Source organism: Nonomuraea sp. NPDC003707, assembly GCF_053587055.1.
The window spans coordinates 26,022-51,767 of record NZ_JBSFNK010000048.1 but is presented as its reverse complement, the minus strand read 5'-3'; the positions used below and the strand labels follow the sequence as shown (position 1 = coordinate 51,767).

Sequence of the window (25,746 nt, the reverse complement as noted above, 5' to 3'; positions counted from 1 at the left end):
ACGGCCCCGTCTCGGGAGCCGTGCCCGGGTCACGTCGTTCAGAACGGGCAGGTGTCCGTCCACTGGGTCACCAGCGAGGTGTTGTTCCGGTCGGCGTCACGCACGCTGCCGCACAGGAACGGGGTGAAGCGGGCGTCGTCGCGCAGCCAGCGGCTGAAGAACGACACGATCCACTTGCCCTGCTTGGCCTTGTTGCCGTAGCCGGTCATCGGGCAGAGGTGGTCGCCGGGGACCTCGATGTACAGCTTCTCGGCCTGCGTCATGCTGTTGTACCAGGGCCTGGCGTACGTGCCGCCGGGCGCGGCGACGTCGCTCGCGCAGGTCAGGAAGAAGGTCGGCTTGGCGACCCCGGCGAAGCTCCCGCTCTGGTGGTAGGGCGCCAGCGGCACGCCCGCCCTGAACCGGGCGTCGTCGCGCAGCGCCACCATCGTGCCGCCGCCGCCCATGGAGTGACCCGCCGCGCCGAGCACGCCGTTCAGCTTGCCCGAGATGGGGTTGCCGGTGGCGTTGCCGAGGTTGAGCAGCTGGGTACCGGCCGCCCTGATCTGGGTGCCCCGCTGGTCGGGGCTGTCGGACAGCGTGTTGGTGTCGACGTTGAGGACGACGAAGCCCCAGGACGCCAGGCGCGGGCCGAGCCAGCTCAGGTTCTGCTGGGTGCCCTGGTAGCCCGGCATGAGCACGATGCCCGGGTACGAGCCGCCGGCCGTCGGGTACGTGATCGTGCCCGCCTTGTAGCCGCTGGGGTTGGGGACGGTGTAGGTCGCGGTGGCCAGCGGGCCGGCGGTCGCCTCCAGCGACTGGGCGGTCGGGTCGGGGATGGTGCCCCCTGGAGGTGGCGTGGTGCCGCCCATCGTGCCGTAGACCTGGAACTCGAACAGCGAGTAGCCGTAGGCCGTGCCGCGGGCGGTGCCGTACATCCGTACGTACCGCCCGTTCCCGGTCACGGCGAGGGTCTGCGTCCCGCCGGTGCCGGTGCCGGTCGCGTAGACGGTGGTCCAGGTCAGGCCGTCGGCGGAGGTCTGGATCTGGAACGCCCTGCCGTACGCGGACTCCCAGCTGAGCACCACCTGGCTGATGGCGGCGGTGCCGCCGAGGTCGACCCGCAGCCATTGCGGGTCGCCGAAGGCGCTCGACCAGCGGGTGGCGGCGTTGCCGTCCACGGCCGCCGAGGCGGGCGTGCCGGCGTTCTCGGCGGACGACGCGGTGACGGGCTTGCCCTGGGACAGCAGCGGGTCGGCGACCGCCTGGGCGCTACCCGCGCCGCCGACCAGCGCGGCGGCGAGGGCCAGCGCGACGAAAACGAGAGAAGATCTCATGCTCTACCTCTGTGGAACGGGCGTGGCTTTCGCCAGCACGCGGACAGAAAGGCCGGTCGCGAGAGCGCTCTTCAACGCTCTGGACCATATGCGGCGGTCGACGCTGTCGAAAGCGCAGCAACCGCTGAGCGGAAGATGAATGCGGGAAGTTCCGGCGGGCGCGCCGTGTTGGTGCCGAGCATGGGAGACCGCTTCGCCGACGGCGACGTCATCAAGCGCCTGCTTCACGGGGCGCGGCACTGGGCCTTCGTGGGCCTGAGCGACAATCCGGAGCGCACGGCCTATGACCAGGCCCGGCTGCTCCAGGCTCGGGGCAGACGGGTCATTCCCGTCCATCCGGCCGCCGAGACCGTGCTGGGCGAGCCCGGGTACGCGTCGCTGGCCGAGGTGCCGGACCCGCTGGACGTGGTCGCGGTGTACCGGCGGGCCGAGCTGGCGGGGCAGTCGGTGGACGAGGCGATCGCGGCAGGGGCCAAGGCGATCTGGCTCCCGCTCGGCGTCATCGATGAGTCGGCCGCCGAACGCGCCCTGAGCGCCGGCCTCGACGTCGTCATGGACCGCTGTCCGGGCGTCGAATGGGCCCTGCGCAGAGACGCCTGAATGAGCGGTTGGGGCGCTTCTAGCCGGCTGCCTGGGCCCGGTCGCGGGTGGTGCCGAGGGCGCGGTAGCGCCGGAGCCGTTCGGTGAGCAGGTCGGGGCGGCGGCGCGGCAGCATCGCGGCGAGCTCCCGCTCCAGCTCGCGCCCGACGCGGCGGCAGAACGCCTCCGGTTCGTCGGCCGCGTCCGGGCGCTCGGGGACGACCCGGTCGGCGATGCCGTCGGCGACCAGGTCGGCGGAGCGCACACCCTGCGCGGCCGCCAGCTCCGGGGCGTGCTCGACGTCGCGGTGCACGATGGCGCTGGCGCCCTCGGGCGGCAGCGGTGACAGCCAGCCGTGCTGGGCGACGAGCACCCGGTCGCACGGGATCAGCGCGAGCGCGCCGCCGCCGCAGCCCTGGCCGAGCAGGATCGACAGCGTCGGCGCCTCAAGGGTGACGAGCTCGGACAGGCATCGGGCGATCTCGCCGGCCAGCCCGCCCTCCTCCGCCTCGGGGCTGAGCGCCGCGCCGGGGGTGTCGATGACGGTGACGAGCGGCAGGTTCAGCTCGTGCGCCAGCCGGAAGCCGCGCCGGGCCGCGCGCAGGGCCGCCGGGCCCATCGGCCCCACGTCGGTCTGGGTGCGGCGGTCCTGGCCGAGCAGCACGCACGAGACGCCGCCGAAGCGGGCCAGCGCCAGGTACAGCCCCGGGTCCTGCTCTCCCTCGCCGGTCCCGTTCAGCGGCAGGACGTCCGAGGCGGCGTAGCGGAGCAACTGCCGGACGCCGGGCCGGTCGGCCCGCCTGGAGCGGGTGATCGACTCCCACGCGGGCACGTCCGGCAGCGGCTCGGACGGCGGCGTCTCACCCAGGGGCGGCTCCACCGGTGGAGTCAGCAGGATGCGCAGCGCGCGGTCGGCGATCCCGGCCAGCGCCTGCGGCGGCAGGACGGCGTCGACCAGGCCGTGCCGGTACAGGTTCTCGGCGACCTGGACGCCCTCCGGGAACGGCTCGCCGTACAGGGACCGGTAGACGCGCGGGCCGAGGAAGCCGATCATCGCGCCGGGTTCGGCGGCCGTGACGTGGCCGAGCGAGCCCCACGAGGCGAGCACGCCGCCGAGGGTGGGATCGCGCAGGTAGACCAGGTAGGGCAGGCCCGCGGCCTTGTGCTGCGTGACCGCGGCCGAGATCTTCACCATCTGCAGGAACGCCACCGTGCCCTCCTGCATCCTCGTGCCGCCCGAGGCGGGCGCGGCGAGCAGCGGCAGCCGCTCGGCGGTCGCCCGCTCCACGGCCGCCACCAGGCGTTCGGCGGCGGCGACCCCGATGGACCCGGCGAGGAAGCCGAACTCGCAGGCGACGACGGCCACCCGGCGGCCGTGCAGCAGCCCCTCCCCCGTGATCACCGCCTCGTCCAGGCCCGTGCGCTGCCTGGCGGCGGTCACGTCGGCGTCCGCCACCGGCCCGAGCGGCCGGTCCCAGCTGCGGAAGGAGCCGTCGTCGAGCGCGAGTTCGACGAGTTCGAGCGCGGTCATCCGGCCAGCCACGAGCGGATCTCCTCCTCGTCGGCGTTCAGCACGGGAGGCGCGGCGTGGTCGGTCCGGGTGGTCTCGACCTCGCCTTCCGGCCCGGCCGGGTCGAAGAACCGCAGCGGCGGGCCGGGCAGCGTGATCCCGCCGATGCCCGCGTGCTCGACGTCGATGAGCAGGCCCTGCGACCTGGTCTGCGGCCAGTCGTACACCTCGTCCAGGCTGCGCACCCGGCCGGCGGGCACGCCCGCGGCGGCCAGCCGGCGCAGCAGCTCGTCCGCGCGGAAGGGGGCGAAGGCGGCCTCGACCAGCTCGACCAGCCGCCGGCCCGCGGCCACCCGCTCCGCGTTCGTCGCCAGGCCGGGCTCCCGCGGGTCCAGGCCGAACTCGGCGCAGAAGCGCTGCCAGAGTCCCTCGCTGCCCACCGCGATCTGCACGTGGCCGTCCCCGCACCGGAACAGCCCGTACGGGGCGATGGAGGGGTGGTGGTTGCCCTGGGCGCGCCCGACCTCTCCGGCCACGGTCCAGCGGGTGCCCTGGAAGGCGTGCACCCCGACGATCCCGGCCAGCAGCGAGGTGCGCACGACCTGGCCGCGGCCGGTCCGCTCGCGTTCGAGCAGCGCGGACACCACGCCGTACGCGCCGTACATGCCGGCCAGCAGGTCGCCGATCGGCACGCCGACCCGCTGCGGGTCGTCGGGTCCGGACCCGGTGAGCGACATCAGCCCGGCCTCGCCCTGCGCGATCTGGTCGTAGCCGGCCCGCCCGGCCTCCGGCCCGTCGTGGCCGAACCCGGTGATGGACAGCACGACCAGCCGCGGGTTGAGTTCGAGCAGGCGGGCGGTGGTGAAGCCGAGCCGGTCGAGCACGCCGGCGCGGAAGTTCTCCAGCAGCACGTCCGCCTTGCGGATCAGGGCCTCGAGGGTGGCCCGGCCGTCCTCGTCCTTCAGGTCCAGGGCGATCGACTGCTTGTTGCGGTTGCACGACAGGAAGTACGTGGACTCGGAGCCGGCGAACGGCGGGCCCCAGCCCCGGGTGTCGTCGCCGCTCCCGGGCTGCTCCACCTTGATCACCCGCGCGCCCAGGTCGCCGAGCATCATCGCGGCGTGCGGCCCGGCCAGCGCCCTGGTCAGGTCGACGACGACGTAACCTGCGAGCGGGCCGCTCATGACAGGCTCCCCGGCACGACGAGGATCACCCAGCACAGCACCGGCGCGACCACCATGATGGTCATGCCCCAGGTCATCAGGCGCTTGAAGACGTTGTCGCGTTCGGACACGTCCGCGTTCGCGACGACCAGGGCCCCGTTGGTCGAGAACGGGCTGCAGTCGACCACCGAGGAGGAGATCGCCAGCGCCGTGACCAGCCCGACGGCGCCGACCTGACCGGTCTGCAGGAACGGCACGGCGAGCGGGATGAGCGCCCCGAGGATGCCGGTCGTCGAGGCGAAGGCGGAGACCACGGCGCCGATGAGGCAGATCAGGAACGCGGCCACGAGCGGGGCGCCGACGTGGGCGACCCCGTCGCCGAGCCACTTCACCGTGCCCTGGTCCTCCAGCAGGGAGACGTAGGTGACGATGCCGCCGACGAGGAGCACCGTACCCCAGCTGATCTTGTCGACGGTGCCGCGGGCCGCGGAGGGGAAGATCAGCGTGAGCGCGACCGCCACCGCCAGGGCGAGGAAGCCGATGTCGAGATCGAAGACGAGCGCGCCCACGGCGAGCACGAGCAGGCCGACCAGCGTGAGGGAGCGCTGCGCGTCGAGGCGGGGCAGGGCGTCGTCGGCGGGGTCGGGGTCCCCAGCGGAGTCGCCCGCGGATCCGGTGGCGGCGCCCGTTCGCGCGAGGGTCGCGACCTGCTGCTTCGGCGTCTCGCGGTCGCGCTGCAGCAGCTTCGTGCCGCCCAGGGTGAGGAAGCCGACCAGGCTGATCAGCGCGCAGGCGCCCATCGCGCTGAAGAACAGCACGGCCGGGTTGCCCGGAAGGTGGCTCTTGTCCACGACGCCGTTGGTGATCGCGCCGAAGATGCCGATCGGCGAGAAGCTTCCGCCGGTGGCGCCCTGCACCACCATCAGGCCCATCATGACCGGGTTGATCCGGTAGCGGGCGGCGAAGCCCATGGCCACCGGTGCCACGATGGCCACCGCGGCCGGGCTGGCGGCGCCAATCGCCGTGATCGCGGCGCACACCACGAACATCACCCACGGCATCAGCGCGACGCGCCCGCGTACCGCGACCACGGCCCGGTGCACGATCCAGTCCACGGTGCCGTTGTTCCTGGCCAGCGCGAACAGGTACGTGACGCCGACCAGGATGACGAACAGGTTGGCCGGGAAGCCGCCGAGGACGTCCGACACCTCCACGCCGAACACCGCGGTGCCCACGACGAAAGCCGCCACGAGCGCCAGCGCCCCCATGTTGATGGACCGGACGGTGGCTATCAGGAACACCAACACCAATACAACCAACGCAACGACTTCCGCTGACATCGGCGACTCCTCGGGTCAGGTGACTCTCCGGTTACGTGCGTGTTTCCGGATTGGCCTAGCCTCTGCGCCACTGCGCCGGATGTCAATAGACTGTCCCCCGTGACCAAGAAGCGCCCGCAGACCGCCGCGGTTCCCGAGCGGATGGAGCGTCCCCGCCTCTACGTGCAGCTGGCCGACCACATCGCGCGCTTCATCGAGGCTCAGGGGCTCTCCCCCGGCGACCGCCTGCCGCCCGAGCGTCGCCTGGCGGCCGAGCTCGGCGTCAGCCGGGCGACCCTGAGCCGCGCCCTGGTGGCGCTCGAGGTCCAGGGCATGGTCGAGGTCCAGCACGGCAACGGCGCCGTGGTGCTCGCGCCGGCGCTGCAGGAGACCCGGCAGGAGTCACCGCTGGATCCGGCGTTATCGCTGGCCGAGCGCGACCCGATGGAGCTCGCGCGGGCCCGCGAGGCGATCATGGCGGGGCTGGCGCGCAGCGCGGCGGCGCATCCCGACCGCAGCCTCCGGCTCGCCCTGCTCGACGCCGACGGCCGGCCGGTGCGCTTCTCCGACACCTGGCCCTGTGTGCGCAGGCTCGCGGGAGCGAGCCTGCTGGCCGATCTCGACGACCTGCTCTCGGAGGCCGCGCCGCTGGACGACGCCCGGGTCTCGGCCGAGCGCCTGACGGCTCTCGCCCGAGCCGTCGTGATCGGCGACGCCGACGCGGCGGCGGCCGCCTGCGCCTCCCTGCTCCGGGTCTGACCCACCGCGCGCCCAGGCGCCGTCACGCGACGGCGCCTGAGATTGCCGTGCGGTGACGTCAACGCGCGTTCATGTGCGCTTCGGCGGCTGGACATCGAACCTCTGTAGGTTCCACCCCGAATCAGCACATTTGCCCCCAAGGGAAGCGCCATGTCTCGTCACCTTGTCGCCGCACTCGCCATCGGCACGGCGCTTGCCGGCTCACTCGCCGCGCCCGCCGCCGCCTCCCCCGTGAAGGAGCCGCGGATCCTGTCCGACGTGACGCTGCCCGCGCCGGACCTGGCCGCGTTCGAGCCCGGAATCGTCCAGGACTCCCGAGGGGTCAAGCTGGGCGGCGTCGGCAGCGGCCTGTACCCCGCCGGGCGCGACGGTGAGTACTGGATGGTGACCGACCGCGGCCCGAACGGCGAGCCGAAGGTCAACGGCGAGAAGCGGCGCACGTTCCCGGTGCCGGAGTTCGCGCCCGCGATCGTGCGCGTGGCCGTCCGGCACGGCACGGCACGCATCGTCCGCAGCATCCCGCTGAAGAAGTCCGACGGCACGCCGATCACCGGCCTGTCCAACCAGTCCGGCCACGACGAGGCCCCCTACACCTGGGACGGCCTGACCACGCTCCCCTACGACCCGAACGGGCTGGACACCGAGGACATCGTCACGGACGGGCGCGGCGGCTTCTGGCTGGTGGACGAGTACTCCCCCTCGCTCCTGCACGTGGCCGGCGACGGGCGGATCCTGACCCGGTACGTGCCCAAGGGGCTCGGCCTGACCGGAGCCGGCTACCCCGTACGCGAGACGCTGCCCGCCATCTTCGCCAGTCGCCAGCAGAACCGCGGCATCGAGGCGCTCGGCGTCTCGCCCTCCGAGCGCGCCCTCTACCTGGCCGTGCAGAGCCCGCTGGCCAACCCCGACAAGAAGACCGGCAAGGCCTCCAGCATCGCCCGCATCCTGCGGGTGGACCTGCGGACCGGGCGGCCCACCGGCGAGTGGGCCTACAAGATGGAGGACGTCGCCACCTTCGACCCGGCCGCCGAGCAGGGCGACATGAAGATCTCCGCGCTCAGCGTGCTGAAGCCCGGCCGCCTGCTGCTCCAGGAGCGCACCGACGCCGTGGCCCGCCTCTACACCGTCGACCTCCGCAAGGCGACCGACCTCCTCGGCGGCCGCCACGACGACCCGGCGACCACGCCGTCGCTGGAGGCCTCCCTTCCCGCGGACGTCACCGTGGCGGCCAAGTCGCTGACCGTGGACCTGGCGGCGATCGACGGGCTGCCCGGCAAGATCGAGGGTGTCGCGGTGCTCGACCCGAGGACCATCGCCATCGCCAACGACAACGACTTCGGCGTCGGCACCTTCGACGCGAACGGCCGCCTGGTGGACACCGGCATCCCCAGCCGCATCCTGACGATCCGCCTCCCCCGCCCGATCGGCTGAGCACCGCGGCCGGCCGTCCCGCTCGGCGCGACGGCCGGCCGCCCGCGCGGACGCTTGTCATGCGGCCGCTCCGGTGCGTGACCGTCCTTGCCGGCGCCTACTATTCGCGCATGACCACGCACGGATTCACGCTCGCCGCCGAGGGCCCGTTCGACTTCGACGCCTCGCTGCGCTTCCTTGAGGACTGGCCGGCCACCAGCGCGCTGCCCTCCGACGGGCGGGCGATGCGCTTCGCCTACAGCGCGGAATCCGACTGGCTGCCGATCGGCGTCACCGTGACGGGCGCGCCGGGCGGGGTCGCCGTGGCCACGACGCGGCCCGCCGGGCCGGGGATCCGGGGCGAGGTGGCGCGGATCCTGTCTCTCGACGTCGACGGCGCCGGCTTCGCCAAGCTCGGCGAGGCCGACCCGGTGCTCGGCGACCTGCAGCGGCGCAGCCCCGGCCTGCGGCCGGTGTGCTTCTGGAGCCCGTGGGAGGCCGCGTGCTGGGCGGTGATCGTGCAGCGTTCGTCGATGCTCATCGCCTCGCGGATCAAGCAGCGCATCGCGGACCGGTACGGCGCGAAGGTCTCCGTCGACGGGCAGGAGCAATCGGCCTTCCCCCCGCCCGTGTCGCTGCTGGAGGCCGGGGGCCTCGGGCTGCCGGCGCAGAAGGAGGAGTGGCTGCGCGGCCTGGCGCGGGCGGCGCTCGACGGCGTGCTCACCACCGAGCACCTGCGCGCGCTCGACCCGCAGGATGCCCTGGCCGAGCTGCGCGCGCTGCCCGGCGTGGGGCCGTTCTCCGCGGGGCTGATCCTGATCCGCGGCGCGGGCGCGCCGGACGCGTTCCCCGGCGACGAGCCGCGCCTGTTCGCGATCCTGCGCGAGGCGTACGGCCTGCCGGAGGACGCGCCGCCGAGCGCGTACCGGAAGCTGGCCGAGGCGTGGCGGCCCTACCGATCCTGGGCCTCCTTCCTCTTCAGGGCCTCCTCCTACGGGACCGTCGACGACCGCGACTGAGAGCCCCGTTGCCATCCGCTTCCCGTATACGTAGACTCATACGTATACGGGATGAGGATGAGACGATGCCGAACAAAACGATCTACGTGTCGGACGAGGATCTGCCGATCTTCCAGCGGGCGCAGGAGCTCGCCGGCGGCAAGCTGTCGACCGCCATCAGCGTGGCGCTGCGGCGCTACGTCGAGATGGAGGAGGGCCGCCAGGAGGGCTACGAAGAGATCATCGTGCAGGTCGGCCAGGGCGCCGGGCGCAAGCAGCGCTTCTCCGGTGTGCTGCTCGGCGAGTGGGGCCGCACCAGCCGCAGCGGGCGGGTGGAGATGTTCCGGGTGTACCGCTCGCGCAAGGGCAAGTTCGTCCTGCACGTCGACCGCTCGCCCGACTGGGTGAGCGGCTCGGAGTCCGACGACTGGGTGAGCACCTGGCGCGGTTACCTCGGCCTGGGCGAGACGAGATGGGGCTTCGTGCAGGGCGCGGCCACGCTGGACGTCTTCGACACGGTCGAGGAACTGCGCGGCAAGATCCCTGACGAGTTCTACGACCTGATCGCCGACCTGGCCGAGCGGCCCGCCGTCGAGGACCTGGACATCTAGCACCCGCTGATCGAAGCGGGCGGGCGACCGTCCGCCATCCCGTCATGCCCATAAATCATGGTTAACCTCCCAATAAAAGGAGAAATCCCGCGATGCCCCCCGCCATTCACGCCGAGGGCCTGGTCAAGAAGTACGGCGACGTCGTCGCCCTCAACGGGATGGACCTGTCCGTCCCCGAGGGCACGGTGCTCGGCCTGCTCGGCCCCAACGGCGCAGGAAAGACCACGACGGTACGGATCCTGACCACCCTGGTGAGACCGGACGCCGGACACGCCACCGTCGCCGGCCTGGACGTCGTCACGCAGGCCGACCGGCTGCGCTCGCACATCGGCGCGTCCGGCCAGTACGCGGCGGTCGACGACCACATGACCGGCGCCGAGAACCTGGAGATGGTCGGCCGCCTCTACCACCTGGGCGCCGGGCGCAGCAGGCAGCGCGCCCGGGAACTGCTTGAGCGCTTCGACCTGACCGGCGCGGCCGACCGCCCGGTGCGGGGCTACTCCGGCGGCATGCGGCGCCGGCTCGACCTGGCCGGCGCGCTGGTGGCCGACCCGCCCGTGCTCTTCCTCGACGAGCCCACCACCGGCCTGGACCCCCGGGCCCGCGCAGACCTGTGGGACGTCATCTCCGAGCTCGTCGCGGGCGGCACGACCGTACTGCTCACCACCCAGTACCTGGAGGAGGCCGACCGCCTCGCCGACCGGATCGCGGTGGTCGACCACGGTCACGTGATCGCGCTCGGCACCGCCGACGAGCTGAAGGACCAGGTCGGCGGCGACCGGATCGAGCTGACCGTGGCCGGCGCCGGCGACCTGGCGGCTGCCCGGCACGCCCTGGCCTCCTTCGGCGAGGTACGGATCGACCCCACCGCGCTGCACGTGACGGTCCCGGTCACCGGCGGCACCGCCGCGCTCACCACCGCGCTCGGCCTGCTGGCCGCCGAACGCGTCACGGTCCGCGACGCCGGGCTGCGCCGCCCGACCCTGGACGACGTCTTCCTCACCCTCACCGGCCACGAGGTCACCGCCGAGAAGGAGCCCGCCCGATGAACGCCCTGCAGATCGCGCTCGCCGACGGCGTGACGATCACCAAGCGCAACGCGCTCAAGATCAGACGAGCCCCGGACCTGCTCGGCGGCGCGGTCATCCTGCCGATCGTGTTCGTGCTGCTGTTCGCGTACGTCTTCGGCAGCATGATCGAGCTGCCGGGCATGTCCTACCGCGAGTACATGATCCCGGGCATCTTCGTCCAGACCATCGTCACCAGCGCGCAGATCACCGGCTACACCCTCACCCAGGACCTGCAGAAGGGCATCTTCGACCGGTTCCGCACGCTGCCGATGGCACCCTCGGCGGTGCTGGTCGGCCAGACCGTCTGCGACGCGCTCATGAACGTGACCAGCATCGTCGTGATGGCGCTGGTGGGCCTGGCCGTCGGCTGGCGCATCCACACCTCGCCGCTGGAGGCCGTGCTGGGCTTCCTGCTGCTGCTGTTCTTCGCGTACGCCTTCTCCTGGGTGACGGCGGCCGTGGCGCTGGCCCTGCGCACGCCCGAGGTGTTCAACAACATCGCCACCATCGTGTCGATGCCCCTGGTCTTCCTGTCCAACGCCTTCGTCGACACCGGCCGCCTGCCGGGGCCGCTCAAGGTCGTCGCCGAGTGGAACCCCGTCTCCACCGTGATCCAGGCCGCCCGCGAGCTGTTCGGCAACGCGGCCGCGACGCGCCCGCAGGCCTGGCCGCTGCAGCACGCGGTGGCGGTGTCGCTGTCCTGGTCGGTGCTGATCCTGGTGGTGTTCGTGCCGCTGGCCACGCGCCTGTACAAGCGGGCGGTCAGCCGGTGACCCCTCCCGGCGACGGGCGCGGGCTCGCTCAGGGCGCGATGCCCTCGCGCAGCAGCGCCCACACCCGGCCGGCGGTGGCGCGCCGGTCGGGTGCCGGGGTCTTGGCCAGGACCCCGGCGAGCATGCCGATGGCCAGCACCAGGTCGTCGGCCGAGACGCCGTCACGGACGTCTCCCGCGCGCCGGGCGTCGCCGAGCACGCCCGACAGGACTCCCGCCACGCGATCGCGTACGTCGATGATGCGGGGATCGGGCTCGCTCGGCCGCGTGCTGACCAGCTCGATGAACGCGGTCGAGGCGATGGCCTGCTCGGTCAGCAGCGCCAGCAGGTCGTCGAGCGTGGTGCCGGGCCGGGCCGCCAGCGCCTCCAGCTCCGTGACGCCGTCCTCGAAGACGGCCATCGCGAGGCTGATCCGGTCGGGGAAGTGCCGGTAGAGGCTGCCCTGCCCGACCCCGGCGGCGCGGGCGACCGTGCTCAGCGGCGCGTTGAATCCGGCGCTGGCGAACACCTCACGGGCGGCCGCGACCAGCGCCGCCCGGTTCTCGGCTGCGGCACTCGGTCCTCTGTTCGGTCGACGTGACTCCGGCACAGCGGGTATCGTAGCAACCGGACAACATCGTCCGGTTGCCGTGCCGCAAGCATGGCCGGAGGACGGCTGGCGAAAGGACGGGCTCTTGAGCACATTCGACGATCGCGTCGCCCTGATCACAGGTGCGGGGTCCGGAATCGGCCGGGCGATGGCCGTGGCGTTCGCCAAGGCGGGCGCCCGCGTCGTGGCCTGCGACATCGACAAGGAGTCGGCCGGGCGGACCGCCGAGGAGATCGGCGAGGCGGCCGTCGCGGTCTCCGCCGACATCTCCGACGAGGCGTCGGTGACCGCGCTGACCGAGGCGGCGATCGGCGCGTACGGCCGTATCGACGTGCTGTGCAACAACGCCGGGATCATGGACACGATGGCGCTGCCCGCCGACATCCCGGTCGAGCTCTGGGAGCGGGTCCTGCGGGTGAACCTGACCGGCACGTTCCTGGTCACCCACGCGGTGCTGCCGCACATGCTGCGCCAGGGCTCCGGCGCGATCGTCAACACCGCCTCGGAGGCCGGCATCCGCGGCGGGGCGGCCGGCGCCGCCTACACCGCGTCCAAGCACGGCGTGGTCGGCCTGACCCGCAGCGTGGCCTGGGCGCACGCCAAGGACGGCATCCGCTGCAACGCCATCCTGCCCGGCCCCACCATGACCAACATCGCCACGAACGCCTCCTTCGACCCCACCGGCGCCGCCCGGCTCAGCCCCGTGCTCGCCCTCGGAGAGCGGCTGGCCCAGCCGGAGCAGATGGCCGACGCCGCGCTCTTCCTCGCCTCGGACGCCGCCTCGTTCGTCAACGGGGCGATCGTCCCGGTTGACGGCGGCTGGTCGGCGGCCTGACCGCCGAGGAGCTGAAGCGCCGCGAAGGGCTCGTCGTCGGCGGCCTGCGGCGCCGGTAGAACCGAAAGGAACCCTCTGATGAACGTCACCGTCGACACGGACAAATGTTGCGGGGCAGGCAGCTGCGTGCTGATCGCCCCCGAGGTGTTCGACCAGGGTGAGGACGACGGCATCGTGATCCTGCTGGACCCGTCGCCGGCCGAGCCCCTGCACGCCGCCGTACGCGAGGCGGCCGCCGTCTGCCCGGCCGCCGCGATCACCCTGGACGGGCAGTCTTGACGGACGTCCTGATCGTGGGCGCCTCCGCCGGCGGCCTGGCCGTCGCGGAGGCGCTGCGCCGCAAGGGCCACCAGGGCCGCCTGACCGTCCTGGGCGCCGAGCCGCACCCGCCCTACGATCGCCCGCCGCTGTCCAAGCAGGTGCTGGCCGGCACGTGGGAGAGTCAGCGGGCGCACCTGCGGGCCGAGACCGAGCTGGACAAGCTGGGTGCGACGTTCATCCTCGGCGACCCCGCGGTGCGGCTGGACCCCGAGGCGCGGGAGGTGTCCGCCGCCTCCGGGCGGACCCTGCGCGCACAGGCCGTCGTGCTGGCCACCGGGCTGACCCCGTCCCGGCTGCCGGGCCAGGACGGGCTGGCGGGCGTGCACGTGCTGCGCACCCTGGACGACGCGCTCGCGCTCCGCACCCACCTGCTCGAAGGACCGCGCCTCGTCGTCGTGGGCGAGGGCGTGCTGGGGGCGGAGGTGGCCGCCACCGCGCGCGGTCTCGGCCTGGACGTCACCCTCGTCGGCCTCGGCCGCGCGGTCCTGGCCGACCAGCTCGGCGACCCGGCCGCCGCGCTGCTCACCAGGAAGCACGCCGAGCACGGCGTCCGGCTGCGGCTCGGCGTCGGGGTTCAGGGCCTGGCCTCCGAGAGCGGCCGGGTGACCGGGGTACGCCTGGCGTCCGGCGAGCTGCTGCCCGCCGACGCGGTGGTGGTGGCGATCGGCTCCCGCCCCGCGACCGGGTGGCTCGGCGACAGCGGGCTGGCCCTGCGCGACGGCGTGGAGTGCGACTCCCGCTGCCGCGCCGGCGACGGCGTCTACGCGGTGGGCGACGTGGCCTCCTGGCAGCACGAGGGGCTCGGCCGGCGGCTGCGGCTGGAGAACCGGACCAACGCCGTCGAGCAGGCCCAGGTCGTGGCCGCCAACATCCTCGGCGAGAACCTGGCCTACGCGCCCGTCCCGTACTTCTGGACCGACCAGTACGACGTCAAGCTCCAGGTCCACGGGCTGCCGTCGCCCGAGGCGGAGGTGAGCGTGGTCGAGGGCGACCCCGAGCAGAACCGCTTCGTCGCCCTCTACCGGCTCGACGGCGTGGTCACGGCGGTGCTGGGCTGGAACATGGCCAAGGCCGCCCGCCTGCGCCGCGGTCAACTGGGCACGACGTAACCCACGTGGGGTGGCGGCCTGCCACCCCACGTGGGTCAGCGGGTGCGGACCTGCTGGTCGGTGTCGGCGGGCAGGCCGGCCGGCTGCGGCTGCGCGGCGCGGCGGCCGGGGATGGTCAGGACGATGAGCGCCGCCACCATGGCGACCCCGCCGCCGATGAGGAAGCCGGCGCGGAACCCGGCCTCGGACGGCAGCGTCACGGACCCGAACGTGACCGTCAGGTTGGCCAGCACCGCCCCGAGCACGGCACTGGCACAGGACGTGCCGATCGAGCGCATCAGGCTGTTGAGCCCGTTGGCGGCGGCCGTCTCGGTACGCGGGACGGCGCTCATGATGATGGACGGCATGGCCGCGTACGCGAAGCCGATCCCGGCGCTGACCACGGACGAGAAGACGAGGACGCCCCACGCGTGCCCCATCAGGACGAGGGCCAGGAGGTAGCCGGAGGCGATGACGATCGTCCCGAGCAGCAGAGACGTCTTGGGCCCGCGAGCCCCCGACAGGCGGGCGGCCACCGGCGAGATCGCCATCATGACCAGCCCGGCCGGGGCCATCCACAGCCCGGCCTCGACCATCGACCGGCCCAGGCCGTACCCGGTGGCCTCGGGCAGTTGCAGGAGCTGCGGCGTGATCAGCGACATCGCGTACATGCCGAAGCCGATGACGATGGAGGCCAGGTTGGTCAGCAGCACCTGACGGCGCGCGCTGGTGCGCAGGTCGATCAGGGGCGCGGACACGCGCAGCTCCCACCAGCCCCACAGCAGCAGGATCACCGCCGAGGCGGCGAACATGCCGAGCGTGGTGCCGCTCGTCCAGCCCCAGTCGCTGCCCTTGGAGACCGGCAGCAGGAACAGGGCCAGACCGGCCGCCAGACCGGCCGCCCCCACGAAGTCGAAGCGCCCCGGCGACTTGACCGGCGACTCCGGCACGATCATGAAGATCAGCACGCTCATCACCACGCCGAGCGCGGCGGCTCCCCAGAACAGCGCGTGCCAGCTCACGTACTGGGCGACGAACGCGGCGGCGGGCAGGCCGAGCGCTCCGCCCACGCCGAGCGAGGAGCTCATCAGGCCGATGGCCGAGCCGAGCCGCTGCGGCGGCAGCACGTCCCGCATGATGGCGATGCCCAGCGGGATCACGCCCATCCCGAGTCCCTGCAGCGCGCGGCCGATCACCATGGGGGCCAGCGAGTTGGCGGGGGCGCACACCAGGGAGCCGACGGCCAGCAGGACCGCACTGACGATCATGACGCGGCGCTTGCCGTACAGGTCGCCGAGCCGCCCCGAGACGGGCATGGCGACCGCGCCGGCCAGGAGGGTCGCGGTGATGGCCCAGAAGGCGTTGGCGGCCGTGGTGTGCAGGAGGGTCGGCAGGGTCGCGATCAGCGGCACCATCAGGGTCTGCATCAGCGAGACCGTGATGCCCGCCGCCGCCAGCACGCTGATGATCGCGCCACTGGACGGTGCGGCACGCGTTGAACTCATGAGTTCTCCCGTATCTCGCAGAATTATATGCACGATGCATATGGTATGTATCCTACACATCACCATATAGAGGGATATTCTGACCGCCGTGGGGAGGTAATCATGCGCGAGGAGATCGTTGACATCGAGCGTGAGCTCATGCTCATCGGCCGATATAAGGAGCTGGCGTCGTCGGCCGCGCCTGCTTCGGAACGACGGCTGGAGCGTGGCAGCAGCTACATCCTGCTCAGCCGGCTAGAGGCCGAGGGGCCGATGTCGATCGGCCAGCTCGCGCAGGCGTTCAGCCTGGACACCTCCACCGTCAACCGGCAGACCGCCGTCCTGCTCCGCGACGGGCTCGCCGAGCGCATCCCCGACCCCGAGGGCGGGATGGCCCGCAAGCTCCGCATCACCGAGGAGGGGCTGCGGCGGGTCGCCGGGGAGCGCGAGTACCGGATCCATGGGCTCGCCACGGTCCTGAAGGACTGGACCCCGGAGGAGCTGGCCGCGTTCGCCCGGGGCCTGGCCCACTTCAACGCCAGCATCGAACACTGACGGCGGCACGCGGGGCGGCGTGCCGTCCGCTCAGGCGCTTGTGACGGTGACGATGGTCTTCAGGACGTCACGGGGCGGGTCGGCCAGGCCGCGTCGTACGGCGTCCGGGAGCGGGACGGTCTGGACGGGGAGCCGATCGACCCGAAGGTGACCGGCGTGCAGCAGGGCGACGGCGGCGCGTACGTCGGTGTCCCATCGGTGCGAGGCCGACCCCACGATGCGCTTCTCCCCCAGCACCACGTCCAGCGTGGACAGGGCGGCGGGCTCCGGGGTGACGCCGAGCAGGACCGTGGTGCCGCCGCGGCGGCACAGCGACAGCGCGTCCGTCACCGCGGCGGGCGTTCCCGCGCTCTCCACGGCCACGTCGGCCCCACGGCCGCCGGTCAGCTCGCGGACGGCGTCCGCCGCCTCGCCGGGCGCCGCGCCGGTGAAGCCGCACGAATCGGCCAGCGCGCGGCGGCCCGGGTCCGGGTCGACCGCGACGACGGCCGCCGCCCCGCGACAGGCGGCCACCTGGGCGACCAGCAGCCCGATGGCGCCGGACCCGACGACCGCGACCACGGCCCCGGACACGTCACCGGCCTTGTCGAGCGCCCGTACGGCGACCGCCGCGGGCTCGGCGAAGACGGCGACCTCGGCGGGCATGCCCTCGGGCAGCGGGACGCAACGGCCGGCCGGCGCCACCAGGTACTCGGCCAGCCCTCCATCGTCCTGCAGTCCGAGCGCCGCCCCGCATTCGCACAGCGGGTAGTCCCCGCGGGCGCACCACCAGCACCGGCCGCAGCCCAGCACGACGTCCGGGACGACCGGGGTGCCCGGGGCCAGGTCGACGCCGGGGCCGGGGCGGGCGACCACGCCGACGACCTCGTGCCCCAGGGTGAGCGGGGCCGTCCGGCCGGTCAGCGGGTGCGGCGTGACCGGCACGACGATCGGTCCCGCCCGGTACTCCTCGACGTCGCTGCCGCAGATGCCGCAGAGCGTCACCGCGATCAGGACCTCGCCGGGACCGGGGCTGGGGATCTCGGTCTCGACCAGCCGCACATCGCCGCGCCCGTACCAGCGCAACGCCGCCATCCGCGTCATCTCCGCACCCCGCTCCGCCGGGCGCGGCTCATGGGCGGGTGCCGGTCAGGCGGGTGGTGACGCCCGGGCGGCTGGTGAGGCCGTCGGTGAGCTCCACGCCCAGGCCGGGCCGGTCCTCCAGGCGCACCCGGCCGTCCTCCACGAGCGGCAGGCCGGTGGCCAGCTCCCCGTACCAGGTGTGGCGGAAGGCGCGCACGCTCTCCTGCACCAGCGCGTTGGGCTGGCTCAGGGCCAGGTGTACGCACGCCGCGAACGAGATCGGCCCGGTGCAGTCGTGCGGCGCGAACGGCAGGTCGTACGAGTCCGCGAGCGCGGCGATCTTGCGGGCCTCGGTCAGCCCGCCTGTCCAGCCGATGTCCACGATGGCCACCCGGATCCCCGCGCGTTCCAGCAGCCCGCGGAACGCGCGCTGCCCGGTCAGCGTCTCGCCGGTGGCCAGCGGCACCGGCGTCGCGGCCTGCAGCGTGGCGTAGGAGGCCTGGCTGTCGGACCGCAGCGGGTCCTCGACCCAGTACGGGCTGACGCGTTCGAGCTCCTTGACCAGCCCGAGCGCGGCATGCAGGCTCCACAGGCCGTGCAGCTCGACCATGACGTCCATCTCGGGGACGGCGTTCTTGATGTCGTCGAGCACCTTCAGACCGGCCAGCAGGTCGGCCCGCTCCAGCCGCATGCCGCCGGTGCGCTCGGCCGCCTGGTCGAACGGCCACACCTTCATGGCCCGCAGTCCCTCGTCCCACAGCTCCCTGGCCAGCTCGCCGGGCCGTTCCAGGAAGCCGCGCAGGTCCTCGTACCGCGACGTGTCGGCCAGGCCCCAGTTGGAGACGGCCTGGCGCGGCTCGTTCTTGACGTAGGAGGGGCCCGCGCAGGTGTTGTAGACGGGGAGGCTGTCCTGGTAGGGGCCGCCGAGCAGGGTGGCAACGGGCTGCCCGGTGGCCTTTCCGAGCAGGTCCCACACGGCGATGTCGACGGCCCCGTTGCCCCGGGTCTCGACCCCGCTGCCCTGGAAGCCCACATGGCCGGTGAGCAGCCGGCGCAGCCGCTCGGGGCTGGGCAGCGGCGCTCCCACGAGGAGTGGTGCGACGGTCTCGTGCAGGTAGGCCTCGACCGCCTCCGCCCCGAAGAACGACTCGCCGAGGCCGGTCAGGCCGTCGTCGGCGTGCAGCCGCATCAGGAGCACGTTGGGCTGAATCGGGCATCGGATGGTCTCCAGGCCGGCGACGGCTCGGGTGCTCATGGTCCAAGAACGCTAGCTGGTTAGACCAGTAACCCGCAAGGACCAAGAGGAGCCTTGACAGTCACGCTTCGGCCAGCCACGATCTACCAATCTGGTAAGACCAACATCGAACGGATGTTGAGACTATGACGTTGACCACCAGTCCCCTAGCGATCACCATGTGGGACTTCTCCTGGCTCGAACGGCGCTGGGACGGCGCCGGCTACCAGGACTGGGACCGCGCACTCGACGAACTGGCCGAACGGGGCTACGACGCGGTACGCATCGACGCCTTCCCCCACCTGGTGGCGGCCGATCCGGAGCGGACCTGGCGCCTGCTCCCCGTGTGGCACTTCGAGTCCTGGGGCGCCACCGAGCCGGTCTCCGTACGCGTACTGCCCGGCCTGCTCGACTTCATCCGGGCATGCGCGGACCGCGGGCTGCGGGTCGCGCTGTCCTCGTGGTTCAGGAAGGACGAACTCGACGTCCGCTCGCGGATCAGGACCCCGGCCGACCTGGCCCGGATCTGGGACGTCACCCTCTCGGCGATCGAGGACGCCGGCCTCGCCGACGCCGTCTACTTCGTCGACCTGGTGAACGAGTGGCCGCTCGCGATGTGGGCGCCCTTCCTGTACGGCAACGACGCGGGCGCCGAGACCCTGTCCCGGGGCGACGCGGCCGTACAGACCTGGGCCAAAGAGGCGATCTCCACCCTGCGCGCCGCCCACCCCCGCTACCGCTACACGCTGTCCGGCTGCACCGAGACCACCGGCGCCCCGGGCGAGGACCTGTCCGAGCTGGACCTGCTCGAACCGCACGTGTGGATGACACCGCAGGCCACCACCGACTTCTACGCGGAGATCGGCTACGACCTGCACCACTCCCAGTTCGACCCCCGGGCCTACGAGCCGCTGTCCGGACCGGCCGAGCGCCTGTACCGGTCCGACCCGCAGCGGTGGGCCGGCCGCCTGACCGAGCACATCGGGGAGGTCGCGGCATGGTCGCGGGCGGCCGGCAAGCCGCTGGTGACCACCGAATGCTGGGGAATCGTGAACTACAAGGACGGCCCCGGCCGCGACTGGGGCTGGGTCAAGGAGCTGTGCGAGATCGGGGTACGGGCCGCGCTGGCCACCGGGCGCTGGGAGGCGCTGGCGACCAGCAACTTCTGCGGCCCCCAGTTCGACGGCATGTGGCGCGACATCGCCTGGCACCGGCGCATGACCGACGCCATCCACGCGGGGGTCACCGAATTCACGACCGTCCCCTGAGAGGAACCGGACACATGAGTGATATCCCCCGTCGAGACCTCCTGCGCGGCGCCGCCCTGCTGAGCCTGGCGACGCCGCTGGCCGCCTGCGGGTCGAGCGGCGCCCCGGTCGGCTCCAAGGAGTCCGGGCCCCAGGGCACGGTCAACGTCTGGATGCACGAGGAGCAGGCGAACACCAAATACTTCAATGCCAAGATCGCCGAGTATCAGCGCCAGTTCCCGAAGGTCACCGTCAAACCGCTGTACATCCCCATCGCCAACCTCGACACCAAGCTCTCCACCGCGTTCACCACGGGCTCGCCACCGGACCTGATCAAGGTCGGCGCCTGGACCCTCGCCGAGCGGGCGTCCAAGGGGCAGGTCGCGCCGCTGCCGCCGGCGGAGTTCGGAGCGGGCTCCATCGACGAGCTCAAGACCAGGTTCGACACGAACGCCTTCGCCGCCCTCACCTACAAGGACCAGGTCTACGGCGTCCCGATCGACTTCAACTCGGTCCACCTCTGGTACCGCCGCGACCGCTTCGAGCAGGCCGGGCTCGACCCCGACAAGCCTCCGAAGACCTGGGAGGAGGTCGAGGAGTTCAACGCCAAGCTCACCACGGGCTCCCAGGTCGGGCTCCAGTGGCAGCTCGCCGACAACATCTGGGCGATGCTGAACTTCATCCCGCTGATCAACGGCCTCGGCGGGAGGATCGTGGACGAGAGCACGGGACGCGGCGGGCTGAACACCCCGGCGGGCCTGCAGGCGCTCGAATACTACGGCCGCCAGGGCAATCCCAAGCTGAACGACCCGGTCGGCGCGTTCGGCCTGTTCGCCAAGGGCACGGCGGCCATGCTGGTGTCCGGCCGGTTCACCTCCAGCCTCATCCCGGCGCTCAATGCCAAGGCCGAGCTGGGCAAGACCTTCGACAGCACCGTCGTGCCGAACTGGGCGGGCAAGGAGAAGGTGGCCTCCGGCTACTCATGGGGGTGGATGGTCGCCAAAAAGGCGAAAAATCCGTATACGGCTTGGCATTTCGTTAACTGGCTGTCCACGTCCGAGCATGTCGACCAGCAGCTGGCCGCCACCGGCCTGGTCACCCCGGCGGCTGGCTGGCAGAAGCTGCCGAGCGCCCGCGACAAGGCCAGCCAGCAGTTGGAGGAGCAGCTCCCGTACACCGACTTCGGCCCGGTCCTGCCCCAGTGGACCGAGACGATGAAGGCGCTGCTCGACGCGCTGGAGTCGGTGATCCACAAGCAGCGCTCCGCCCAGGAGGCCGCGGCCGCCTTCGACGCCGCGGTGGGGCGGATTCTCAAATGACCGCTGCACGGCGGGCCACCATGGCCGGGGTCGAGGCCCGCGCGGGCGCGGGCCTCGCCGCCCCGGCGATCGTGTACTTCGTCCTGTTCTGGGCGCTGCCCGCGCTCGCGGCCCTCTACCTGAGCTTCACCTCGTACGACCTGTCGGGCACCCCGCAGTGGGTGGGCCTGGACAACTACCGCGAGATGGCGACCAGCGCGGAGTTCTGGAGCAGCGTGTGGGTGACCGTGCTCTACACGGTCTTCGCGGTGGGCCCGACCATCGTGATCGCGCTGGTCGTGGCCGTGCCGCTGGCCAAGCCCGGCCGGCTGCGGGCCTGGCTGCGCGGGATGGTCTTCGTCCCCGCGGTGATGCCGCTGGTCGGCGCCACCGTGCTGTGGCAGGTCATCTACTCCACCGGCGGGCTCGCCGACACCCTCGTCGGCGCCCGCCCGTGGCTCACCGACTCCGACTACGCCATCTGGGCGCTGCTCGTGATGGTCATCTGGAAGTACGTCGGGCTCTACGTGATCATCTTCGTGGCCGGGCTGCAGGCCCTGCCGGCCAACGTCTTCGAGGCCGCGGCCATCGACGGCGCCCGCACGCTGCGGACGTTCTTCCTGATCACCGTGCCGCTGCTGCGCCGCACCTTCACCTTCGTGATCGTGGTGGCCGTCACCGGGGCCATGCAGTCGTTCGTGCCCGCCTACCTGCTCACCAAGGGCGGGCCCGTCAACGCCACCCAGGTGCTGCCGCTCTACCTGTACAACAACGCGTTCTCCTTCTCCCGGTTCGGCTACGCGTCGGCGATCGCGATCGTGCTGCTCGTGGTGCTGCTGGTCTTCGCCTTCACCCAGTTCAAGCTGATCAGGAGTGACGAGGAATGAGAATCCGACGCTCGCTCACCGTCGTGGCCCTCGTCGGCTTCGTGGCGCTGATGCTGCTGCCGCTCTACTCCATGATCGTGCTCGCCTCGGCACCCGACGACAGCGACCTGTCCGGGCTGCGCTTCCACGGGTTCGCGCTGTTCGACAACCTCGGCGAGATCATGACCGACGGCCGCTTCCCGCGCTACCTGCTGAACAGCCTCGTCATCGCCTCGGCGGTCTCCGTGCTGGACGTGGCGATCTCGGCGGCGGCCGGGTACGCGCTGGCCCGGCTGCGCTTCCCGGGCCGGGCCGCGCTGCTCAACCTGGTGATCATCGCGCTGTCGCTGACCCCGGCGGTCGTCATGATCCCGGTGTTCGTGGCGCTCAGCGAGATCGGCTGGCTCAACAGCTACCAGGGCCTGATCGCGCCGTTCGTGGCCAGCGCGCTCGGCGTCTTCCTGGTCCGGCAGTTCGCGCTGGGCATCCCCGCGCAGATGCTGCACGCCGCGCGGGTGGACGGCGCCGGCGAGCTGCGCATCTTCTTCCTCATCGCCGTCCCGCTGCTGCGCCCGGCCCTGCTCACGGTGCTGCTGCTGCAGTTCCTGGCCCAGTGGGACAACCTCATCTGGCCGCTGATCGCGGCCAGCGAGCAGGAGCTGTGGACGCTGCCGCTCGCGCTGTCGTCCTTCGAGGGGGAGCACGGGATCGTCTACCACCTGCAGACCGCGGCCGCGCTGCTGTCGATCCTGCCGCCGCTCGTCCTGTTCGCCCTGCTGCAGCGCTACTACGTCTCGGGCCTCACCCTCGGAGGAGTCAAGCGATGACCGACGGCATCCGCATCGAGCGGGTCACCAAGCGGTACGGCGGCCAGGTGCTGTTCGCCGACGTCGACCTGCACGTCCGCGACGGGGAGTTCCTGGTGATCGTCGGCCCGTCGGGGTGCGGGAAGTCCACGCTGATGCGCATCGTCGCCGGGATCGAGCCGGTCAGCGCCGGCCGGGTCACGGTCGGCGGCAAGGACGTCACCCACGCCCACCCCGGCGACCGCGGGATCGGCATGGTCTTCCAGGACTACGCCCTCTACCCGCATCTGAGCGTCGAGGGCAACCTGGCGTTCGGGCTGCGCGCCCATCACGTGCCGAAGGACGTCATCCGGCAGCGGATCGAGGACACCAGCCGCGTGCTCGGGCTCGCCGACCAGCTCAGGAAGAAGCCGGGCCAGCTCTCCGGCGGCCAGCGGCAGCGGGTCGCGCTGGGGCGCGCCATGATCCGGGAGCCGGCCGCCTACCTCATGGACGAGCCGCTGTCGAACCTGGACGCCGCGCTGCGCGTGCAGATGCGGGCCGAGCTGATCGAGTTCCACCGCCGCACCAAGGGGACCGTCCTGTACGTGACCCACGACCAGGTCGAGGCCATGACCATGGGCGACAGGGTCGCGGTGCTCAACGAGGGCGAGTTCGCGCAGATCGGCACCCCGACCGAGATCTACGAGCAGCCGGCCACCGTGTTCGTCGCCACGTTCCTCGGCAGCCCGCAGATGAACCTGATCGAGGCCACCGCGCGGGCGGACGCGGACGGGGTGGAGCTGATCAGCGGCGACCTGCGCTGGCGGCTGCCCCGGTTGCCGGACGAACTGCCGGAGTCGGTGCGCGTCGGGTTCAGGCCCGAGTCCGTACGCGTACGGGCCGACGACGGGGCCGCCCTGCCCATCGAGGCGACGCTGTCGTACCGGGAGAACCTCGGCAACGAGAGCATCCTGCACCTGCGCGACGACACGGGCCGGGCGATCGTCGCCCGCGTGCCGCCCCGCACCGGGCCGCGCGACGGGGAACGCGCGACCTTTTATGTGCCGCTGACCGATCTTCACCTGTTCGGCCCGGATGGGCGGGCGTGCTGGCACGGAGCGCGGCTCGGCACCGGCGGCGAGCCGCTACCGTGGTCGGCATGACCGCTGAGCGCGGGAGGAAACCGTCACTCGAGAGCCCCGCCGAACCCAATATCGGGGGAAAGCCGCCGACCAGTCCGGGTGCGCTGATCGCCGTTCTCGAAGACCGGATCCTGACCGGACACTGGGCCCCCGGCGTGCGCCTGCCCTCCGAGCGGGACCTGGCGACCGAGTTCGCGGTCAGCCGCCCGGTCATCCGGGAGGTCCTCAAGGCCCTGCAGGAGCGCGGGCTGATCGAGGTCTCGCCGCAGCGGGGCAGCTTCGTCCGCCACTACACGGCCGAGAACCTGATGCGGCCGATGAACCTCGCGGCCCGCGCCGCCGGGGTGACCGCCCGCCAGCTCATGCGGGCGCGGGTGATGCTGGAGACCGAGGCGGCGAGCCTGGCCGCGGCCAACGCGAGCAAGCGCGACCGTACCGACCTGCTGCGGGTCCACCAGCTCTTCGCCCGGCCGGGCGACGTGCACGCCAGGGCGCGGGTCGATCTCGCCTTCCACGAGACCATCGCCAGGGCCTCGGGCAATCCGGTCATCCACATGATGTTCACCGCGATCCAGGACCTCACCTACGGGCTGATGCTGCGCAGCCTCAGCGACCGCGAGGTCCGGGAGGCCGGCGAGCCCCTGCACACCGTGATCCTGGAGGCCATCCTCGACCGCGACCCCGACGGGGCCCGCGAGGCGATGCGCCGCCACCTCGACCTCGCCGAGGACTTCTACGGGCCCGACATGGACACCGATCTCGCCGACGTCATCGAGCACCGGCTCGCGGCGTCCGGCGACGACCTCATAGCCGACCTCCGCCAGCCCTCATGACCACGCGCATGGCCCGGCGCTTGACGGCGTCGATCTGGTCGGGCCGCCCGGTCATGATGCCGTCCACGCCGTACGACATGAGGCGGCGGATGACGGCCCGCCGGTCCGTCGTCCACGTGTAGACCCGCATGCCGTGCTCGTGGACCTGCCTGACGTAGGTCGCGGTGAGGCCGCTGTGCGGCACCGTGACCGCGGCGGCGAACCCGGCCAGGTCCTCCAGCCGGGAGGCGTCCGGCTTGCCCATCAGCGCGACGGGGAGGTCGGGCATCATCTCGTGCAGGTTCCGCATCGACTCCCAGTTGTACGCCTGCACGGCCAGCCGCCTGCCCTTCCACAGGGATCGGTACTTCCTCAGCTCGGCGGCCACCCGTTCGTCGATGTCCGTGCTGGCCGGATCGTGCTTGATCTCCAGCAGCATCCCGACCCCGCGCCTGCTCATCTCCCGCAGTCCCTGTTCCAGGGTGGGCACCTTCTCGCCCTGGAACTGGGAGGAGAACCACGAGCCGGCGTCCAGGCGCTGGATCTCCGCGAGCGTGAAGTCGGCGATCCGCCAGGGGGAGCGCCCGGGGAAGACCTGCTCGACGTTGGTGGTGCGGGCCAGCGTCTGGTCGTGCATCAGGATGAGCCGCTGGTCCTTCGTCTGCTGGACGTCGTACTCGCACATGGTGGCCCGCTGGGTCCGGGCCACCTCGCAGGCCACGATGGTGTTCTCGGGCGCGTACCCGGATCCGCCCCGATGCGCGATGTTGTCGACCTCCCACGGCGCGGCAGCGGCGGGCCTCGCCATGACGGCCAGTGCGGTGATGACGACGGCACCCAGCAGACGGTACATGAGCGATCCTCCGGCCCGGCCCTTCTTGTCCCCCGAACCCGACACGGACCTCTTATGTCGAGTT

The 25,746-nt window shown here is 72.1% G+C and carries 26 protein-coding genes; 17 read left to right on the top strand and 9 right to left on the bottom strand.

Features of this window, described 5'->3' with window-relative positions:
- Positions 1-38: 38 nt before the first annotated feature.
- A complete protein-coding gene (locus ACWDRB_RS59385; RefSeq protein ID WP_449910427.1) occupies positions 39-1,316 on the bottom strand; it encodes a poly(ethylene terephthalate) hydrolase family protein in 1,278 nt (425 codons plus the stop codon).
- Between the two features lie 180 nt (positions 1,317-1,496).
- On the opposite strand from ACWDRB_RS59385, the gene ACWDRB_RS59380 reads away from it, so the two are divergent.
- The gene (locus ACWDRB_RS59380) at positions 1,497-1,916 is read left to right on the top strand and encodes a CoA-binding protein (RefSeq protein ID WP_449910425.1); all 420 of its coding nucleotides are present in this window, start codon (positions 1,497-1,499) and stop codon (positions 1,914-1,916) included.
- A 19-nt stretch (positions 1,917-1,935) separates the two neighbouring features.
- Here the strand turns inward: ACWDRB_RS59380 and ACWDRB_RS59375 are convergent, their stop codons facing one another.
- The 3 genes from ACWDRB_RS59375 to ACWDRB_RS59365 are packed head-to-tail and all read right to left on the bottom strand — an operon-like array spanning position 1,936 to position 5,908.
- Positions 1,936-3,438 carry a carboxyl transferase domain-containing protein gene (locus ACWDRB_RS59375; protein WP_449910423.1) on the bottom strand — a complete coding sequence of 501 codons (1,503 nt, stop codon included), beginning with the start codon at positions 3,436-3,438 and terminating at the stop codon, positions 1,936-1,938.
- The gene (locus ACWDRB_RS59370; protein ID WP_449910421.1) at positions 3,423-4,589 is read right to left on the bottom strand and encodes a CaiB/BaiF CoA transferase family protein; all 1,167 of its coding nucleotides are present in this window, start codon (positions 4,587-4,589) and stop codon (positions 3,423-3,425) included. The genes ACWDRB_RS59375 and ACWDRB_RS59370 overlap by 16 nt, the downstream gene beginning before the upstream one ends.
- Entirely contained in the window at positions 4,586-5,908 is a 1,323-nt protein-coding gene (locus tag ACWDRB_RS59365; RefSeq protein ID WP_449910419.1) for an SLC13 family permease, read from the bottom strand. The genes ACWDRB_RS59370 and ACWDRB_RS59365 overlap by 4 nt, the downstream gene beginning before the upstream one ends.
- A gap of 99 nt (positions 5,909-6,007) precedes the next feature.
- Here ACWDRB_RS59365 and ACWDRB_RS59360 point away from each other — a divergent pair, with 99 nt between their 5' ends.
- The 6 genes from ACWDRB_RS59360 (at position 6,008) to ACWDRB_RS59335 (ending at position 11,508) form a co-directional block, all read left to right on the top strand.
- Positions 6,008-6,646: a FadR/GntR family transcriptional regulator gene (locus tag ACWDRB_RS59360; RefSeq protein WP_350740974.1), complete on the top strand. Its 639-nt coding sequence runs from the start codon at positions 6,008-6,010 to the stop codon at positions 6,644-6,646.
- 150 nt (positions 6,647-6,796) lie between these two features.
- The gene (locus tag ACWDRB_RS59355) at positions 6,797-8,077 is read left to right on the top strand and encodes an esterase-like activity of phytase family protein (protein ID WP_449910416.1); all 1,281 of its coding nucleotides are present in this window, start codon (positions 6,797-6,799) and stop codon (positions 8,075-8,077) included.
- A 110-nt stretch (positions 8,078-8,187) separates the two neighbouring features.
- Positions 8,188-9,075, top strand: a complete 888-nt coding sequence (locus ACWDRB_RS59350) for a DNA-3-methyladenine glycosylase family protein (RefSeq protein ID WP_449910414.1) — start codon at positions 8,188-8,190, stop codon at positions 9,073-9,075.
- 65 nt (positions 9,076-9,140) lie between these two features.
- Complete coding sequence (locus ACWDRB_RS59345; protein ID WP_185072484.1) at positions 9,141-9,665, top strand: EXLDI protein; 525 nt, start codon at positions 9,141-9,143, stop codon at positions 9,663-9,665.
- 92 nt (positions 9,666-9,757) lie between these two features.
- Positions 9,758-10,714, top strand: a complete 957-nt coding sequence (locus ACWDRB_RS59340) for an ATP-binding cassette domain-containing protein (RefSeq protein WP_449910412.1) — start codon at positions 9,758-9,760, stop codon at positions 10,712-10,714.
- Positions 10,711-11,508, top strand: coding sequence for an ABC transporter permease (locus ACWDRB_RS59335; protein ID WP_449910410.1), 798 nt, complete (start codon positions 10,711-10,713; stop codon positions 11,506-11,508). Before ACWDRB_RS59340 ends, ACWDRB_RS59335 begins: the two co-directional genes overlap by 4 nt.
- A 28-nt stretch (positions 11,509-11,536) precedes the next feature.
- Here ACWDRB_RS59335 and ACWDRB_RS59330 read toward each other — a convergent pair whose 3' ends face one another.
- Positions 11,537-12,097, bottom strand: a complete 561-nt coding sequence (locus tag ACWDRB_RS59330) for a TetR/AcrR family transcriptional regulator (RefSeq protein WP_449910408.1) — start codon at positions 12,095-12,097, stop codon at positions 11,537-11,539.
- Positions 12,098-12,182: 85 nt separating this feature from the next.
- Between ACWDRB_RS59330 and ACWDRB_RS59325 the strand changes: the two genes are divergently transcribed.
- The 3 genes from ACWDRB_RS59325 to ACWDRB_RS59315 all read left to right on the top strand — a co-directional run bounded on the left by ACWDRB_RS59325 (position 12,183) and on the right by ACWDRB_RS59315 (position 14,362).
- On the top strand, positions 12,183-12,932 hold the full coding sequence (locus ACWDRB_RS59325) for an SDR family NAD(P)-dependent oxidoreductase (protein ID WP_449910406.1): 750 nt from the start codon (positions 12,183-12,185) through the stop codon (positions 12,930-12,932).
- 78 nt (positions 12,933-13,010) lie between these two features.
- Complete coding sequence (locus ACWDRB_RS59320) at positions 13,011-13,211, top strand: ferredoxin (RefSeq protein WP_350740959.1); 201 nt, start codon at positions 13,011-13,013, stop codon at positions 13,209-13,211.
- The gene (locus ACWDRB_RS59315) at positions 13,208-14,362 is read left to right on the top strand and encodes an NAD(P)/FAD-dependent oxidoreductase (protein ID WP_449910404.1); all 1,155 of its coding nucleotides are present in this window, start codon (positions 13,208-13,210) and stop codon (positions 14,360-14,362) included. The genes ACWDRB_RS59320 and ACWDRB_RS59315 overlap by 4 nt, the downstream gene beginning before the upstream one ends.
- Positions 14,363-14,397: 35 nt before the next feature.
- On the opposite strand, the gene ACWDRB_RS59310 is transcribed toward ACWDRB_RS59315, so the two are convergent.
- Positions 14,398-15,846 carry an MFS transporter gene (locus ACWDRB_RS59310; RefSeq protein ID WP_449910402.1) on the bottom strand — a complete coding sequence of 483 codons (1,449 nt, stop codon included), beginning with the start codon at positions 15,844-15,846 and terminating at the stop codon, positions 14,398-14,400.
- 102 nt (positions 15,847-15,948) lie between these two features.
- Between ACWDRB_RS59310 and ACWDRB_RS59305 the strand changes: the two genes are divergently transcribed.
- Positions 15,949-16,380 carry a MarR family winged helix-turn-helix transcriptional regulator gene (locus ACWDRB_RS59305; RefSeq protein ID WP_350740953.1) on the top strand — a complete coding sequence of 144 codons (432 nt, stop codon included), beginning with the start codon at positions 15,949-15,951 and terminating at the stop codon, positions 16,378-16,380.
- A gap of 30 nt (positions 16,381-16,410) precedes the next feature.
- On the opposite strand, the gene ACWDRB_RS59300 is transcribed toward ACWDRB_RS59305, so the two are convergent.
- Both ACWDRB_RS59300 and ACWDRB_RS59295 read right to left on the bottom strand, forming a co-directional pair.
- The gene (locus ACWDRB_RS59300; RefSeq protein WP_449910400.1) at positions 16,411-17,463 is read right to left on the bottom strand and encodes a zinc-binding dehydrogenase; all 1,053 of its coding nucleotides are present in this window, start codon (positions 17,461-17,463) and stop codon (positions 16,411-16,413) included.
- A gap of 28 nt (positions 17,464-17,491) precedes the next feature.
- Complete coding sequence (locus tag ACWDRB_RS59295; RefSeq protein ID WP_449910398.1) at positions 17,492-18,697, bottom strand: mandelate racemase/muconate lactonizing enzyme family protein; 1,206 nt, start codon at positions 18,695-18,697, stop codon at positions 17,492-17,494.
- A gap of 131 nt (positions 18,698-18,828) precedes the next feature.
- On the opposite strand from ACWDRB_RS59295, the gene ACWDRB_RS59290 reads away from it, so the two are divergent.
- The 6 genes from ACWDRB_RS59290 to ACWDRB_RS59265 are packed head-to-tail and all read left to right on the top strand — an operon-like array spanning position 18,829 to position 24,850.
- Positions 18,829-19,944: a cellulase-like family protein gene (locus tag ACWDRB_RS59290; RefSeq protein ID WP_449910396.1), complete on the top strand. Its 1,116-nt coding sequence runs from the start codon at positions 18,829-18,831 to the stop codon at positions 19,942-19,944.
- A 14-nt stretch (positions 19,945-19,958) separates the two neighbouring features.
- The gene (locus ACWDRB_RS59285) at positions 19,959-21,242 is read left to right on the top strand and encodes an extracellular solute-binding protein (protein ID WP_449910394.1); all 1,284 of its coding nucleotides are present in this window, start codon (positions 19,959-19,961) and stop codon (positions 21,240-21,242) included.
- Positions 21,239-22,108: a carbohydrate ABC transporter permease gene (locus ACWDRB_RS59280; protein WP_449910392.1), complete on the top strand. Its 870-nt coding sequence runs from the start codon at positions 21,239-21,241 to the stop codon at positions 22,106-22,108. The genes ACWDRB_RS59285 and ACWDRB_RS59280 overlap by 4 nt, the downstream gene beginning before the upstream one ends.
- Positions 22,105-22,914 carry a carbohydrate ABC transporter permease gene (locus ACWDRB_RS59275; RefSeq protein ID WP_449910390.1) on the top strand — a complete coding sequence of 270 codons (810 nt, stop codon included), beginning with the start codon at positions 22,105-22,107 and terminating at the stop codon, positions 22,912-22,914. The genes ACWDRB_RS59280 and ACWDRB_RS59275 overlap by 4 nt, the downstream gene beginning before the upstream one ends.
- On the top strand, positions 22,911-24,038 hold the full coding sequence (locus tag ACWDRB_RS59270) for an ABC transporter ATP-binding protein (RefSeq protein WP_449910388.1): 1,128 nt from the start codon (positions 22,911-22,913) through the stop codon (positions 24,036-24,038). Before ACWDRB_RS59275 ends, ACWDRB_RS59270 begins: the two co-directional genes overlap by 4 nt.
- Positions 24,035-24,850 carry a FadR/GntR family transcriptional regulator gene (locus ACWDRB_RS59265; protein ID WP_350740937.1) on the top strand — a complete coding sequence of 272 codons (816 nt, stop codon included), beginning with the start codon at positions 24,035-24,037 and terminating at the stop codon, positions 24,848-24,850. The genes ACWDRB_RS59270 and ACWDRB_RS59265 overlap by 4 nt, the downstream gene beginning before the upstream one ends.
- On the opposite strand, the gene ACWDRB_RS59260 is transcribed toward ACWDRB_RS59265, so the two are convergent.
- Positions 24,822-25,682 carry a glycerophosphodiester phosphodiesterase gene (locus ACWDRB_RS59260; RefSeq protein WP_449910385.1) on the bottom strand — a complete coding sequence of 287 codons (861 nt, stop codon included), beginning with the start codon at positions 25,680-25,682 and terminating at the stop codon, positions 24,822-24,824. The two genes, ACWDRB_RS59265 and ACWDRB_RS59260, sit on opposite strands and share 29 nt — an antisense overlap.
- Positions 25,683-25,746: the final 64 nt, after the last annotated feature.

Bases quoted from the DNA above. Each gene is read 5' to 3' on its own strand.
- ACWDRB_RS59385 (WP_449910427.1), bottom strand. From the start codon at position 1,316: ATGAGATCTTCTCTCGTTTTCGTCGCGCTGGCCCTCGCCGCCGCGCTG.
- ACWDRB_RS59265 (WP_350740937.1), top strand. From the start codon at position 24,035: ATGACCGCTGAGCGCGGGAGGAAACCGTCACTCGAGAGCCCCGCCGAA.
- ACWDRB_RS59370 (WP_449910421.1), bottom strand. From the start codon at position 4,589: ATGAGCGGCCCGCTCGCAGGTTACGTCGTCGTCGACCTGACCAGGGCG.
- ACWDRB_RS59335 (WP_449910410.1), top strand. From the start codon at position 10,711: ATGAACGCCCTGCAGATCGCGCTCGCCGACGGCGTGACGATCACCAAG.
- ACWDRB_RS59350 (WP_449910414.1), top strand. From the start codon at position 8,188: ATGACCACGCACGGATTCACGCTCGCCGCCGAGGGCCCGTTCGACTTC.
- ACWDRB_RS59345 (WP_185072484.1), top strand. From the start codon at position 9,141: ATGCCGAACAAAACGATCTACGTGTCGGACGAGGATCTGCCGATCTTC.
- ACWDRB_RS59365 (WP_449910419.1), bottom strand. From the start codon at position 5,908: ATGTCAGCGGAAGTCGTTGCGTTGGTTGTATTGGTGTTGGTGTTCCTG.
- ACWDRB_RS59270 (WP_449910388.1), top strand. From the start codon at position 22,911: ATGACCGACGGCATCCGCATCGAGCGGGTCACCAAGCGGTACGGCGGC.
- ACWDRB_RS59275 (WP_449910390.1), top strand. From the start codon at position 22,105: ATGAGAATCCGACGCTCGCTCACCGTCGTGGCCCTCGTCGGCTTCGTG.
- ACWDRB_RS59285 (WP_449910394.1), top strand. From the start codon at position 19,959: ATGAGTGATATCCCCCGTCGAGACCTCCTGCGCGGCGCCGCCCTGCTG.
- ACWDRB_RS59340 (WP_449910412.1), top strand. From the start codon at position 9,758: ATGCCCCCCGCCATTCACGCCGAGGGCCTGGTCAAGAAGTACGGCGAC.
- ACWDRB_RS59305 (WP_350740953.1), top strand. From the start codon at position 15,949: ATGCGCGAGGAGATCGTTGACATCGAGCGTGAGCTCATGCTCATCGGC.
- ACWDRB_RS59320 (WP_350740959.1), top strand. From the start codon at position 13,011: ATGAACGTCACCGTCGACACGGACAAATGTTGCGGGGCAGGCAGCTGC.
- ACWDRB_RS59295 (WP_449910398.1), bottom strand. From the start codon at position 18,697: ATGAGCACCCGAGCCGTCGCCGGCCTGGAGACCATCCGATGCCCGATT.
- ACWDRB_RS59300 (WP_449910400.1), bottom strand. From the start codon at position 17,463: ATGACGCGGATGGCGGCGTTGCGCTGGTACGGGCGCGGCGATGTGCGG.
- ACWDRB_RS59260 (WP_449910385.1), bottom strand. From the start codon at position 25,682: ATGTACCGTCTGCTGGGTGCCGTCGTCATCACCGCACTGGCCGTCATG.
- ACWDRB_RS59280 (WP_449910392.1), top strand. From the start codon at position 21,239: ATGACCGCTGCACGGCGGGCCACCATGGCCGGGGTCGAGGCCCGCGCG.
- ACWDRB_RS59355 (WP_449910416.1), top strand. From the start codon at position 6,797: ATGTCTCGTCACCTTGTCGCCGCACTCGCCATCGGCACGGCGCTTGCC.
- ACWDRB_RS59380 (WP_449910425.1), top strand. From the start codon at position 1,497: ATGGGAGACCGCTTCGCCGACGGCGACGTCATCAAGCGCCTGCTTCAC.
- ACWDRB_RS59310 (WP_449910402.1), bottom strand. From the start codon at position 15,846: ATGAGTTCAACGCGTGCCGCACCGTCCAGTGGCGCGATCATCAGCGTG.